This window comes from Hymenobacter cheonanensis (genome assembly GCF_030581075.1).
Lineage (GTDB): Bacteria > Bacteroidota > Bacteroidia > Cytophagales > Hymenobacteraceae > Hymenobacter.
Window position 1 is genome coordinate 29,989 of the sequence record NZ_JAUQSW010000001.1, and the last position, 13,656, is coordinate 43,644.

11 protein-coding genes are annotated in these 13,656 nt (G+C 61.3%); 4 read left to right on the plus strand and 7 right to left on the minus strand.

Annotated elements, in window-relative coordinates; all coding sequences use genetic code 11:
- Positions 1-158 precede the first annotated feature (158 nt).
- Both mnmE and Q5H89_RS00180 read left to right on the plus strand, forming a co-directional pair.
- Positions 159-1,580 carry a tRNA uridine-5-carboxymethylaminomethyl(34) synthesis GTPase MnmE gene (gene mnmE / locus Q5H89_RS00175; RefSeq protein WP_305017258.1) on the plus strand — a complete coding sequence of 474 codons (1,422 nt, stop codon included), beginning with the start codon at positions 159-161 and terminating at the stop codon, positions 1,578-1,580.
- A 197-nt stretch (positions 1,581-1,777) separates the two neighbouring features.
- Complete coding sequence (locus tag Q5H89_RS00180; protein ID WP_305017259.1) at positions 1,778-3,073, plus strand: citrate synthase; 1,296 nt, start codon at positions 1,778-1,780, stop codon at positions 3,071-3,073.
- A gap of 76 nt (positions 3,074-3,149) precedes the next feature.
- Here the strand turns inward: Q5H89_RS00180 and Q5H89_RS00185 are convergent, their stop codons facing one another.
- The 6 genes from Q5H89_RS00185 to Q5H89_RS00210 form a co-directional block, all read right to left on the minus strand.
- On the minus strand, positions 3,150-3,341 hold the full coding sequence (locus Q5H89_RS00185; protein ID WP_305017260.1) for a DUF4177 domain-containing protein: 192 nt from the start codon (positions 3,339-3,341) through the stop codon (positions 3,150-3,152).
- Between the two features lie 73 nt (positions 3,342-3,414).
- The gene (locus Q5H89_RS00190; protein WP_305017261.1) at positions 3,415-3,795 is read right to left on the minus strand and encodes a hypothetical protein; all 381 of its coding nucleotides are present in this window, start codon (positions 3,793-3,795) and stop codon (positions 3,415-3,417) included.
- Between the two features lie 367 nt (positions 3,796-4,162).
- A complete protein-coding gene (locus Q5H89_RS00195; RefSeq protein WP_305017262.1) occupies positions 4,163-6,121 on the minus strand; it encodes an OmpA family protein in 1,959 nt (652 codons plus the stop codon).
- Positions 6,122-6,305: 184 nt separating this feature from the next.
- A complete protein-coding gene (locus Q5H89_RS00200) occupies positions 6,306-6,887 on the minus strand; it encodes a 7-carboxy-7-deazaguanine synthase QueE (protein ID WP_369810635.1) in 582 nt (193 codons plus the stop codon).
- A 217-nt stretch (positions 6,888-7,104) separates the two neighbouring features.
- Positions 7,105-8,016, minus strand: a complete 912-nt coding sequence (locus tag Q5H89_RS00205; protein WP_305017263.1) for a bifunctional 5,10-methylenetetrahydrofolate dehydrogenase/5,10-methenyltetrahydrofolate cyclohydrolase — start codon at positions 8,014-8,016, stop codon at positions 7,105-7,107.
- A gap of 36 nt (positions 8,017-8,052) precedes the next feature.
- Positions 8,053-10,347 (minus strand): mechanosensitive ion channel family protein, encoded by a 2,295-nt coding sequence (locus tag Q5H89_RS00210; protein WP_305017264.1) that lies wholly within the window; start codon positions 10,345-10,347, stop codon positions 8,053-8,055.
- Positions 10,348-10,493: 146 nt separating this feature from the next.
- Here Q5H89_RS00210 and Q5H89_RS00215 point away from each other — a divergent pair, with 146 nt between their 5' ends.
- A complete protein-coding gene (locus Q5H89_RS00215; protein ID WP_305017265.1) occupies positions 10,494-10,823 on the plus strand; it encodes a DUF805 domain-containing protein in 330 nt (109 codons plus the stop codon).
- Between the two features lie 66 nt (positions 10,824-10,889).
- Here the strand turns inward: Q5H89_RS00215 and lepA are convergent, their stop codons facing one another.
- Positions 10,890-12,677, minus strand: a complete 1,788-nt coding sequence (lepA, locus tag Q5H89_RS00220; RefSeq protein ID WP_305017266.1) for a translation elongation factor 4 — start codon at positions 12,675-12,677, stop codon at positions 10,890-10,892.
- Between the two features lie 90 nt (positions 12,678-12,767).
- Here lepA and Q5H89_RS00225 point away from each other — a divergent pair, with 90 nt between their 5' ends.
- Positions 12,768-13,625, plus strand: a complete 858-nt coding sequence (locus Q5H89_RS00225; RefSeq protein WP_305017267.1) for a hypothetical protein — start codon at positions 12,768-12,770, stop codon at positions 13,623-13,625.
- Positions 13,626-13,656 lie beyond the last annotated feature (31 nt).

The window sequence follows — 13,656 nt, forward strand, 5'->3', positions numbered from 1 at the left end:
TTTGTGGACGAGTAGTAGCTTTAGAGACTATCCTATGCAGGTGGTGTTTAAGGTTTATGCCGTTGCTTTTTACTATGCCCTTCTTTAAGCTGCTGTAAGTCGTCTAGCCCGGTTCGTTAACTAAGCAGCCGAGTGTATTCTAATCGTCCACAAAATCCGTGAAATCCGCTAAAATCTGTGCTAATCAGTGGTCCGAGACTATTGTGGCCCTCTCCACGCCACCCGGCGCAGGGGCGCTGGCGGTGGTGCGCCTGTCGGGGCCCGAGGCCGTGGGCATCACGCAGGCCCTGTTTTCGAAGAAAAACCTGGCTAGCCAGCCCGGCCACACGCTGCACTACGGCACGCTACGCGAGCCCGGCACCTACCAGATTCTTGATGAAGTAGTAGTGGCCCTGTACCGCGCCCCGCGCTCCTACACCCGCGAGGATGTGGTTGAGATTTCGGGCCATGGCTCCGACTACATCGTGCGCCAGGTACTGGCCGCGCTGCTGCGCCAGGGCGCCCGGCTGGCCGAGGCCGGCGAGTTTACCAAGCGGGCCTTCCTCAACGGCGCCCTCGACCTGGCCCAGGCCGAGGCCGTGGCCGACCTCATCGCGGCCGACTCGGCCCTGAGCCACCAGGTGGCCCTCAACCAGCTGCGCGGCGGCTTCTCGGATGAGCTGCGCGGGCTGCGGGCCCAGCTTGTGCAGTTTGCGGCGCTGCTGGAGCTGGAGCTGGACTTTGGCGAAGAGGACGTGGAGTTTGCCGACCGCACCGGGCTAGCCCGCCTGCTAACCGAAGTAGAGGGCATGGTGCTAGGCCTGCTGCGCTCGTTTGAGCTGGGCAACGTGATTAAGAACGGCATCACGACCGTAATTGCCGGCCGGCCCAACGCCGGCAAGTCGACGCTGCTCAACGCGCTGCTGCGCGAGGAGCGCGCCATTGTATCGGCCATACCAGGCACCACGCGCGATTTCATTGAGGATGAAGTGAGTATCGACGGCCTGCGCTTTCGGTTTGTGGATACGGCCGGCCTGCGCGACAACCCCGCCGACGAGGTGGAGGCCATTGGCGTGCGCCGCACCCGCGAGCGCATCGGCCAAGCCGCGCTGCTGCTTTACCTATTCGACCTCACCGAGCTTTCGCCCGCCGAAGTGCAGGCCGATATTGCGGAGCTTACCGCCGCGCTGCCCAAGCTGCCGGTGCTGGCCGTGGGCAACAAGCGCGACCTGGCCACGCCCGCCCAGCTAGCCGCCTTCGATGGCCTGAGCATCGAGCAGCAAGCCGTAAAAATCATTGCGGCGGGCCAGCGCGCCGGCCTCGATGAGCTACAGGCGGCTTTACTGGCCCAGGTGCGCGGCGCGGGGCTAGCCACCACCGGCACGGCCACCATCGTTACCAATGTGCGCCACGCCCGCGCCCTCGAAACGGCCGCCCTGCACCTGGCCGCCGTGCGCCAGGGCCTGGTGGTGGGGCGCGGCACCGAGCTGCTGGCCGCCGACCTGCGCCACGCGCTAGGGGCTCTGGGTGAAATAACGGGCGAGATTTCCTCCGATGACCTGCTCACGAGCATCTTCACCCAGTTCTGCATCGGCAAATAAGGGGCTCGCCCCATAATCCGCGCAAACGTTCTCACTGCGCTTTATGCGCCAAACTGTGGCACTTAGCGAAACCTCCGCCGGCCTAGCATTGTAGTACAGCCGGCGCGCGCCGGTTAAAAGCTTTCGGGCTTACGGCTTGGGGCGTAGCTTCGCGCCTTCAAATAGGCTGCTACTCCATCCCCTATCCTACCCATCCAATGGCAGAAACTGCTGAACTTAACCTACCGGGCGGTCAGTCCATTAGCCTCCCCATTTTTGAGGGCACCGAGCACGAGAAAGCCTTTGATATCGGCAAGCTGCGCGATGCAACTGGCTACGTAACCCTCGATTCGGGCTACAAAAACACCGGCGCTACCAAATCGGCCATCACGTTTCTTGATGGCGAGGAAGGCATTTTGCGCTACCGGGGCTACCCCATCGAGCAGCTGGCCGAAAAGTCGAGCTTCCTGGAAGTGGCCTATTTGCTGATTTACGGTAAGCTACCCACCGAAACTGAGCTGAAGGACTTCAGCGGCCACATCACCAAGCATACGCTGGTGCACGAGGATATCCGTAAGATTTTCGACGGTTTCCCGAGCGCCACGCACCCGATGGCTATCCTGAGCAGCCTTACCTGCGTGCTTACCGGCTTCTACCCCGATAGCCTCAACCCCAACCAGAGCACCGAGGAAATTGACCTCACCATCGTGCGCCTGCTGGCCAAGATGAGCACCATCGCCGCCTGGACGTATAAAAACTCGGTGGGCCACCCGCTCAACTACCCGCGCAACGACCTCGACTACTGCGCCAATTTCCTGTATATGATGTTCAGCTTCCCGACCGAGAAGTATGAAGTCAACCCGGTGATTGTGAGCGCTCTCAACAAGCTACTCATCCTGCACGCCGACCACGAGCAGAACTGCTCGACCAGCACCGTGCGCCTCGTGGGCTCGGCCAACGCCAGCCTCTACGGCTCGGTATCGGCGGGCATCAACGCGCTGTGGGGCCCGCTGCACGGCGGCGCCAACCAGGAGGTGATTGAGATGCTCGAAGCCATTGAGCGCGATGGCGGCGACACCAGCAAGTTTATCGCCAAGGCCAAGGATAAGAACGACCCGTTCCGCCTCATGGGCTTCGGCCACCGCGTGTACAAGAACTTCGACCCGCGCGCCAAAATCATTAAAGTAGCTGCCGATGAGGTGCTAAAAGCGCTAGGCCTGCAAGACAGCCCGCTGCTTAAAATTGCGCAGGAGCTGGAGCAAGCCGCCCTCACCGACCAGTATTTTATCGACCGCAAGCTGTACCCGAACGTGGACTTCTACTCGGGCATTATCTACAAGGCGCTCGGCATTCCGACCGAGATGTTTACGGTGATGTTTGCCCTGGGCCGCCTACCCGGCTGGATTGCCCAGTGGAAAGAGATGCGCGAAAACAAAGAGCCCATCGGCCGCCCCCGCCAGATTTACGTGGGCGAAACCGAGCGCGACTACGTGGGCATCGGCGAGCGCGCCTAAGGCCGCCAGCCTTTCAAGCAGCTTATATGAAGAGTCAGCCTGCCATCTGGTGGGCTGACTTTTTTTGTCTCCTGCCCTACCCCAGTAGCTCGCGTTTGAGCGTAATAAGTAGGCCCGTAACAGAGCCGGCAGCTGTTAAGCTCACCGTCGATACTACCTCCCAACCCTGAATACCCAAGTGGTTGAGTTGATTATTTAGCTTTTCGTAGTCAATACCTTTGAAAACGCCACTATCGCTTCTTAGCAGATAGTATTCGTATTTTTTCATAAAAGACAACTTGTTTCAGTGGCCGCCGACGCAGGCTGAACCTGAATCGGCGGCGACTAAAATGCATTACGCCTTAGAGGCGGTGGGCCGTGAAGTTGGCCCGCAGCTGCTGGTAGGCCAGGCGCTGGTCGGGGTACAGCAAGTCGTTGAGCGACTGCTCGTAGCGGAGCTGTGCGGCGGCTAGTTGGGTGTCGCGCTCGGCGGCCGGTGCTCCTACCAAGTCCATTTCCAGTTCGCGCCGCTCGTTGAGGTACTGCAGGTGCAGGCGCTTGATGCGCAGGTACTGGCCCTCGTTGAGGTGAATGCGGTGGGCCAGCGCCTGGGTCAGCGTGGTAGCCCGCACCTGCACCGACTTGGGGTAGTCTTCGCCGGGCTTTTTAGCGGTCGGCTTCTTGGTGGCGGGGGCATGAGCGAGGCTGGCCGTCAGGCAGGCGGCAACGAGTAGGTTGTACATGGGTGAAAAAAGTTTGAGGGTGAAAAAATGACGGGTTCATGGATGATGTAGCAGCTAGGGCAGTTGGGTGATGCAGAACTGGTCCAAACCTACTAGCATTTTCCAATTAGGACGAAAACCTGTCATTTTAGCACTTTTATAATTAAGCCATTTTCTTCAATAATCGCAACCTGCTGATTATCCACGTTTTATTTATTGCAGAAAAAGCTGGCCTTGATTCAAAAAAAATGCCCGCACTTTGGCGGGCACTACACTTTATTTGAAAAATCCTACTATATTTTCACTTATCTCAAGCCTTGCTTTAAGTAAAAGTGGCGCAATCGGCGTGCTTTACTAGCCACTTCAAGCTTTACTTCAAATGGCTGTTTTATAGTATCCGCAGCTCAATACGGCGGTTTTGGGCCCGGTGCGCCTCCGAATCGTTGGCCAGCAACGGCTTGGTTTCGCCGTAGCCGTGGGCGCGCAGGCGGCCGGCGGCCACGCCGTGGGCGCTGAGGTAGCTGAGCACCGCCTGGGCGCGGCGCTGGCTTAGGCTGAGGTTGGCGGCGGGCGTACCTACGTTGTCGGTGTGGCCGGCCACTTCTACGCGCAGGTTGGCATCCTGGCGCAGGAACTCGACGAGGCGGTCGAGTTCGGTGCGCGAGCGTGGCTTGAGGGTGGCCTGGTTGGAATCGAAAAACAGGTTGTTCAGCACCGCGCTGCGGCCGCTTTTGGCCGGGTCGAGGTAAATGTCGAGCGTGAGCGGGTCGAACTTCTGCTGGCTCGAATAGTCGAAGTTGAGGCTTTTGAGCAGGTAGCCGGGCGCGGTGGCGTACATGGCGTAGGCGCGGCCTTCGTTGAGCACGGCGGTGTACTGACCGTTTTCCGCGTCGGAATACACCTGCTGCGTCAGGGCGTTGGTGCCGAGGTCGAAGAGCTGCACCATCGCATTGAGTGGCTGCTTGGTAACGGCGTCGAAGACGCGGCCCTGGGCGTAGGTACTGGTTTCGCGGGCGCGCACGCTGGCCGGCACCTCGGTGCCGTAGATGCGGATGGCGGGCAGCGCGCCCACGGGGTCGCCGGGCTTGGGCGGGTCGGCGCGGGTATAGTAGGCACGCCGGTTATCGGAGGAGATGAACAGTGAGGCCTCGTTGGCGAAGGTATTGAAGGGGTAGCCAAGGTTGCGCGGAGTACTCCACTGGCCGTTGGCCCCTAGCTCAGACCGGAAGATGTCGCTGCTGCCCAGGCCCACTAGCCCGTTGGTGGCGTAGTAAAGCGTGGTGCCGCTGGCGTGGATGAAGGGCCCCAGGTCGTCGCCGGGCGTGTTGATAGGCGCCCCCAGGTTGCGGGCCTGCGTCCAGGCGCCGTCGGGGCCCACGGTGCTCACGTAGATGTCGTAGCCGCCCAGCCCGCCGCCGCGCTGCGACGAGAAGTAGAGCGTGCGGCCGTCGGCCGAGAGCGAGGGCTGCGAATCCCAGGCCTTGGAATTGACCAGCAGGCCGAGGTTGCGCGGGGCCGTCCACTGGCTGCCGCGCCGGCGCGAGATGTAGAGGTCGCAGTCGCCCACGCCGCCGGCCCGGCCGCAGCTCGTAAACACCAGCGTGTTGCCATCGCCCGAGATGGTGGCCGTGCCCTCGTTCTCGCGCGAGTTGATGTTGGGCGAAATCGACTGCGGCACGCCAAACGTGCCATCGGCCGCCAAGGTGCTGACGAACACGTCCTCGTTTTCCTGATAGCGCTTTTCGGGGCTGCGCTGCACGGTGAAGATGAGCGACTTATTATCGGCCGTGAGCACCGGGAAATACTGGTCGCGAAACTGGTTGAGCGGGGCGGGCAGCAGCTCGGGCGCGGGGCCGGTGGGGTGCGCCATGGCCTCGGCCGCAAAGTCGCAGTTCTGAAGCTGGAGCTTAGCCAGGGCCACCTGCGCCTTATTAGTGGGGCTAGTGGCCAGGTAGTTCGTGTAGGCCAGCCGCATGGTGGCGTAGTCGCCCACCTGCGAGGCTAGCTTGCCCATCAGCAGGTAATCGCCGGCGCGGGCGGGCTCCACGGGCATTTTGGCTAGCCCCGTTTTGTAGCTCTGCAGGGCAGTAGCGTTGTCGCCGAGCGTAACGAGCAGCGAGGCCCGGCGCAGGTACGGGTCACCATAGTCCGGAAACTTGTCGATGAGCTGCTGCCACACCAGCAGCGCCTGCTGGGGCTGGCGGTCCTTGAAATACAGGTTTTGCGCCTTTTCGTAGAGGCTGCGCGCCTTGCTGTCGGTGATGCTGGCGGGCACTTGCTGGGCGAGGGTGGGCGCGGCGGCCAGGCAAAGCAGCAGGCCGGAGGAGAGCAGGATTTTGGAGAGCATGGCGGGGTGCGGGCGGAAAAACAACTCGCGGGGAACTGTGGCCACGCGCCAGCCTACCGGCCTGGCCCCGCAACCATACAGTTAAAGTATAGCTTGAAACGGCAAAAAGCCCCGGTTTCGTGCCGAAACCGGGGCTTTTTGCCGTTTACTCCAACCTTTTACCAGCATAGTACCGCTAGGGCGGCTACGGAATGTCGAGGTACTTGTGGGTTTGCAGCGATACCTGCCAGCGCGGATTGGCCTTTACGTAGTCGATGAGGGCGGGCGTCATGCGGGCGGCGCGGCTCCACTCGGGCTGGAGGTAGAGGCGCGTGGTGGCGGGCATCAAGGCGGCGTGCTCCTCGGCCCACTTGAAATCGCTTTCGTTGAAGACGATGATTTTCAGTTCGTCGGCGTGGGCTAGTACTTCGGGAAGCGGGGCCTTGAACTTCTTGGGCGACACGCAAATCCAGTCCCAGTTGCCCGAGAGCGGGTGCGCGCCGCTGGTTTCAATCCAGGTCTGGAAGCCGGCTTCCTGCAAGGCTTTGGTGAGGGGCAGGCAGTTGTGCATCAGCGGCTCGCCGCCGGTGATAACGACGTTGCGACCGGGGTACTCGCTGGCGGCGGCCACAAGGTCAGCCACGGCCTGGCGGGGGTGCGCGTCGGCATCCCACGACTCCTTCACATCGCACCACACGCAGCCTACGTCGCAGCCGCCAAGGCGAATAAAGTAAGCCGCTCTGCCCGTATTAAAGCCTTCTCCCTGAATGGTATAGAACTGCTCCATTACAGGAAGCATTGAACCAGTAGCCGCCGTAGGCTGGCTGGCAGGCAAAATGGGCAGGGCGGCGAGAAAATCGGTAACGGCAGACATAAGCAATAAAAAAACGGGCGCGACTCACGTCAACGCCCGAGGCGCAACCGGGGGTTCCGGTCACTCAAATTTACGAAAGAAAGTAGCGCGAAGTTGCTGCTTCGTGTACGAGCGCCGCGAAAGCTTCGCGCTATTCGTTTTTCGGATACACCGTGCCTTTGGCGGCGCGCAGCGTGTTCAGCAGCAGCATGGCAATGGTCATGGGGCCCACGCCGCCGGGCACGGGCGTAATGCGCGAGGCTAGCGGCGCCACTTCGGCAAAGTTGACGTCGCCCTTGAGGGCGTAGCCGCTCTTGCGGTTGGCATCGGTCACGCGGGTGGTGCCCACGTCGATAACCACGGCACCGGGCTTCACCATGTCGGCCGTCACAAACTCGGGCCGGCCAATGGCGGCGATAATAATGTCGGCCTGACGCACGATTTCAGGGAGGTTCTTCGTGCGCGAGTGGCATAAAGTAACGGTGCAATTAGCCGTTTCTAAATTCTTGGCTAACAATATGCTAACTGGCGTACCCACAATGTTGCTGCGGCCGATAACCACGGCGTGCTGGCCACTGGTTTTGATACCAGCCCTAGCCATCAGCTCCACAATGCCCGAAGGCGTGGCGGGCAGCAGCGCGGGCAGCCCGGCCACCATGCGGCCCAGGTTGGTGGGGTGAAAACCGTCCACATCCTTCTCAGGCCGAATGGCCTCGATGACCTTCTCGGCGTCGATGTGCTTGGGAAGCGGCAGCTGCACAATGAAGCCGTCGATATCGGCATTCTCGTTGAGGGCCGCTACCTGGGCTAGCAGCTCAGCCTCGGTAATGTCGTCTTCAAAGCGCAGCAAGGTGCTGCCGAAGCCCACGCGCTCGCAGGCCAGCACTTTGTTGCGCACGTAGGTTTCGGAGCCGCCGTCGTGGCCCACCAGGATGGCGGCGAGGTGCGGTACCTTATGGCCAGCGGCTTTTAGCGCCTCGACCTCAGCGGCGATTTCAACTTTGATGTCCTCGGCAGTTTGCTTGCCGTCGATGAGATGGGCGGTGTTTTCGGGATGGGGCATGGTCCGAATGAATAAGGAATGGCGAATGAAAGGCACCTAGCGCACCGTGATGCCGGCCTGCGTGAGGTGCTGATAGATGCTGGCCAGCAGCTCGCTTTTAAGAGCTTGCTCCTGGCGGATGTTGTTTATCCAGAACAATACCTTGAGGTCGTAGCCGGCAGTGTTCACGCTGTTGAGCAGGATTTCGGGGGCCACGCGGTGCAGGGTATTGGGGTTGTTGAGCACTTCCTCGGTGATGAGCTGGCGGGCCTGGGCCAGGTCGGTTTCGGGACCCAGGCTGAGGGCTAGCTCGGTGCGGATATGGTTGTTGCTGAGCGTCCAGTTGATGACATGGCCCGAAAGCAGGTCGCCGTTGGGCAGGATAATCTCGGAGCCCGCCTGCGAGATGAGCTTGCTGGAGCGAATGCCGATGTCTTTTACGCGGCCCGTCTTGCCATTGACCTCAATATAATCGCCGACCTGAAACGGCCGCTCGAAGATGAGGATAACGCCCGACACGAGGTTGTTGATAATATTCTGCAAGCCCAGGCCGATACCCACGCCCAAGGCCCCTAGCACGATGGCGATTTTATCGACCGGCAGGCCCGAGGCCAGCGTGGCCAGAAACAAGCCCACCGCCAGGATGCCGAGCCGAATGGCCACCATCCAGGAGCCTTTGCGGTCGGTGTCGGCATTGAAGTCGTCGTCGGCCTCCCCAAAGAAATAGCCTACGTATTTCTGCAGCTGAACCGTGATAAAGATGATGCCCAGGAAAAGCAGAATATTGCCCAGCGTGAACGTGGTGCTGCCTAGCTGGTGCGGGGCCGTGAGCGTGCGCTCGATGAGGCGCGAAAAGAGCGTGTAGAGGTTGAGGTTAGAGGTGAAGAGCATGAGCCAGAGCACGCCCACTACCCCCGTCAGCGCCTTGCGCAGCCCGCTCTCAATTTTGCCGAAGCTGAAGCGGTTGCCGAGCGCGCCGCCCTGCCGCGTGCGCCGCACCTGCAGGTAAAACGCCTCGGTGCCGACCCGCACAAAGGCCGACAAGGCCACCACCTGCGTGAGGCCAAAAATGGCCGTGGTCGTGAACATCTTGGCCAGGCTCACGCGGCCGTAGGCGTTGGCGAGCAGGGCTAGCCCATTCAGCCCAATGAAGAGCAGCACCACCGGCCGCACGAAACCCGCCAGCACCTTGCGCCGCCGCAGGTAGCGCCAGAAGCGCCAGCCCAGCCCGCCGGCCGCCGCATTCAGGAGCACCTCCACCCAACGCACGCCCAGCCCCGGCGCGCGCACCGCGTAGGCCACCGTGAGGGCAAAAAATGCCCCCACAATGCCTAGCCAGTACCAGAATAGCGGCCGGGGCCAGCTGCGCCACCCCAGCACCGTAAGTGTAGCGAGCAGCAGCAGTTGCAGTAAGTCAGTGTAAGCGGCCGGCGCGTGCAGGTCGAAAAACGGCGCCAGGCTGAACACCACCAGCAGCGACGCGGCCACCGGCACCGGCCGCAGGTAGTAGAGGCGGTGTTCGGGCACCTCCAGCGGCGCGGCGGGGCTAGCGGCGGGCGCCTGGGCCGCGGCCCGGCGCAGGGCGCGAAAATTGCTAAATACCCAGTAGAAAAAGGCCGCCGCCAGCACCGCCATCCACACCCAGTAATCCCAGTTTTCGGCAAAGTAGTAGCCTACCAGCGAGCGCTGGGCGGCGTATGACTGCCGCACCAAGGCGCTCGTTTGGGCATCGGCCCGGATGCTGCCCGGCCGCCACAGCGGCGGCAGCTCGGCCTGGCTGTTGCTGCGGTTGAAGCGGCCCATCTGCTCACGCACCACGTCTTGCAGCTCCAGGGTCTGGATGTAGCCGTCCGACACGCGGGTTTGCAGGCCGGTCACGGTTTGGCGGCTGCGGCGCAGCAGCTGGCTGGCCCGGTCTTCCTTGTTTTGGAGGCGGGCCAGGGCGCGGCCCACGGCGGTGGTGGCGGCCGGGCGCTCGGCGGCGGGCGGCAGCTGGGCGCTCAGCGTATCGAGGCGCGCCTGCATGGCCATGAGCTGCTTGCCGCCGTCGGCCAGGGTGGTGCGCCAGTCGCCTAGCTTCTCCTGCATGTCGGCCAGCAGCACGCGGTACATCTGCAGCTGCTTCACGTCTACCACGTTGCCGTACTGGTCGAGGTTCTGGCGGATGGTAGCCAGGTTTTCCTCCACCGTGGGCAGGTCGTCGCTCAGGTCTTCGGTGTTGGTAGCGCGCCGCGCCGTGCCATTGATGCGGCTCAGCGTGAAGTAGGCGCGCTCGATGCGCTGGGCCAGCGAGTCGGGCAGCACCGGCTGGGGCGGGCGGCGGGCCTTGGCGCTAGCTGGCTGTTGCGGCACGGGGGCGGCAGCCGCTAGCAAAGCCTGGCTCAGCAGCAAGCACCCCAGGATTAAGCGAAAACACAGGACAAAGGGTGATGGACGCATTCAATAATTTTAAGTGAGACAGTATCTTAGCCAGCCCTATAGGCTGTTTTTCACTTTCTATGAAGCACTACTTTACTGTCTTAAGAAAATATGCGTGTGTCGAGGGGCGAGCTAGCCGGGCCGAGTACTGGAATTTCTTGCTTTTCAACTACCTCGTGTCGGTTGTGCTGACTGTTATCGAAGTCAGTTTCCGCACCAATTTCATTGTAATGACTTATACCGTGGCAATGGTTTTACCAAGCCTCGCCGTTGGAATGCGCAGAATGCACGACTTGGGAAAGTATGGCTCATACGCCTTGATTCCGATTTATAGCCAGGTGCTAGCCTGTTTTCCCGGCAGTAAAGCGGCCAACGCCTACGATTTCATTCCCCAGGTAGCTAGGCCCTAACGAGTATTGCGCAGTGCTTACGAGCAACAAAAAAGCGCGGCCCCTTTCGGAGCCGCGCTTTTTTCATCAGTCAATTTTAAGTACCGCCAGAAACGCTTCTTGCGGAATTTCGACGGAGCCCACCGAGCGCATCCGCTTCTTGCCCTCCTTTTGCTTTTCGAGCAGCTTGCGCTTGCGGCTGATGTCGCCGCCGTAGCACTTGGCAATTACGTTTTTGCGCAGGGCTTTCACGGTTTCGCGGGCGATGATTTTCTGGCCGATAGATGCTTGAATGGCGATGTCGAACATCTGGCGGGGCAGCAGCTCGCGGAGCTTTTCGCAGAGGCGCTTGCCCCACTCGTAGCTCTTGGAGCGGTGCACGATGGCCGAGAGGGCATCGACTTTCTCGCCGTTGAGCATCACGTCGAGCTTCACCATGTCCGACTCGCGGTAGCCAATCAGCTCATAATCGAGCGAGGCGTAGCCACGGCTGATGGTTTTGAGCTTGTCGAAGAAGTCAAACACGATTTCCGACAGCGGCAGCTCAAAATTCATCTCCACGCGCTCCGAGGTCAGGTAGCTCTGGCCCTTGATGATGCCGCGCTTCTCCATACAGAGCGTGATAATCGGCCCCACGTATTCGGCGGCGGTGATAATCTGCGCCTTGATGTAGGGCTCCTCGATGAGCTTAATCAGGTTTGGCTCCGGCATTTCGGAGGGCGCGTTGATGACGAGTTGCTGGTCCTTGGTGCCCATCGCGTGAAACTGCACGCTCGGCACCGTGGTAATCACCGTCATATTGAACTCGCGCTCCAGGCGCTCTTGCACGATTTCCATGTGCAGCATCCCGAGGAAGCCGCAGCGGAAACCGAACCCTAGCGCCACCGACGTTTCGGGCTCCCACACCAGCGAGGCGTCGTTGAGCTGCAGCTTTTCCATGCTGCTGCGCAGCTCCTCATACTCGGTGGTATCGACGGGGTAGATGCCGGCAAATACCATCGGCTTCACGTCGGCGAAGCCCTGGATGGGCTCGGCCGTGGGGTTGTGCACGTGCGTGATGGTGTCGCCCACCTTCACCTCGCGGGCTTCCTTGATGCCCGAGATGAGGTAGCCCACGTTGCCGGCGCTCATTTCGGGGCGCGGCTCCTGGTTGAGGCCCAAAATACCAATTTCGTCGGCGCCGTACTCCTTGCCCGTAGCCATGAAGCGGAGCTTGTCGCCCTTTTTCATCGTGCCATTCTTGATGCGGAACAAGACCTCAATACCCCGATACGAGTTGAATACCGAGTCAAAAATGAGGGCTTGCAGCGGCGCATTCGGGTCGCCCACCGGCGCCGGAATGCGGTCGCAGATGGCGTTCAGAATGGCTTCGATGCCGATGCCGGCCTTGCCCGAGGCGTGGATAATATCCTCCGGCTTGCAGCCGATGAGGTCTACAATCTCGTCGGTCACTTCCTCCGGCATGGCGTGCGGGAGGTCGATTTTATTCAATACCGGAATGATTTCCAGGTCGGCCCCGATGGCGAGGTAGAGGTTGGAAATCGTTTGGGCCTCAATGCCTTGCGAGGCATCCACAATCAGCAGCGCACCTTCGCAGGCGGCGATGCTGCGGCTTACCTCGTAGCTGAAGTCGACGTGGCCGGGGGTATCAATCAGGTTGAGCGTGTACACTTCCCCTTTGTAGGGAAACTGCATCTGGATGGCGTGGCTCTTGATGGTGATGCCGCGCTCGCGCTCCAGGTCCATATTATCGAGCAGCTGGGCCTGCATGTCGCGCTTGGCCACGGTGCTCGTGAACTCGAGGAGCCGGTCGGCCAGGGTGCTTTTGCCGTGGTCGATGTGGGCAATAATGCAAAAATTACGGATATTCTTCAACGGAGGGCGGTTTTATCGCAGCACGAAGATACGGCCTTTTTGCGGCAAGGCGTATGTTTGGGGCTGGCTTCACTCCTATCCTTTTTCCACTTGCTGCCCCTCCCACTCCCTGCGCCTAGTAGCCCCGTACCTGCGGGCGGCGGCAAGTTCAGGATGCTGTTTCTCAATGCCACGGCCTGCTACCTGCTCGCCTACCAGATGGTGCATTTCGTGGCCGAGGCGGCACCCGTATTTATGGCCCGCCGCAGAAATATTCCGGGCTTCTGGAGCCTGCGGGGCGTGCGCTTTGTGCTGGGCGACGGCGGCTGGCGCCACGACACCGTGCTGAGTGTGTATGGCCTGGGGCCGCTGCTGCTGCTGGGGCTGGGCGTGGGGGCGTTTGGGCTGTTTTGGCTATGGCTGCGCTACCGCCGGGGCCTGGCCAAGCTGCTGCTGCTGTGGCTGGCCTTCCACGCCACCAATGCCGTGCTAGGGGGCCTGCTGGCCGATACCGTGACGCAGTCGGGCACGTGGTACGTGCCCAACTGGCTGCTGGGCGGCGGCGGCACCTGGCCCAGCACGGTGCTAGGGCTGCTGTTTGCCTTGCTGCAGATTTTACTGGGCTTTCTGGCCGCTATCCCCTTTTTGCTGGCTCAGGACTCGCACACGGCCCTGCAGTTCGACAAGCGCTTTCAGCTTGTTGCCTATACCATAATGGGGCCGTGGCTGGCGGGCTCCGGCCTGCTTATGCTGAGCAGGCTGCCGCAGCTAGGCCTCAACGAAGTGCTACACTTTACCACGATGGTCTTGCTGCTGGTGCCGCTGGCGCTGGGCTGCCAGCAGGAGTTCTTTAATGAGAGCGAAGCGCTGCCCTATCCTACCCGCGTGGCCTGGGGCCTGGTAGCCCTGGCGCTGCTAGGGCTGCTGGCCTGGCGGCTGGCGCTGGGGGCGCCCGTGTGGTTTCGGTAGCGGCCAGGCACAACCCGGCTGCCCTTCCGGC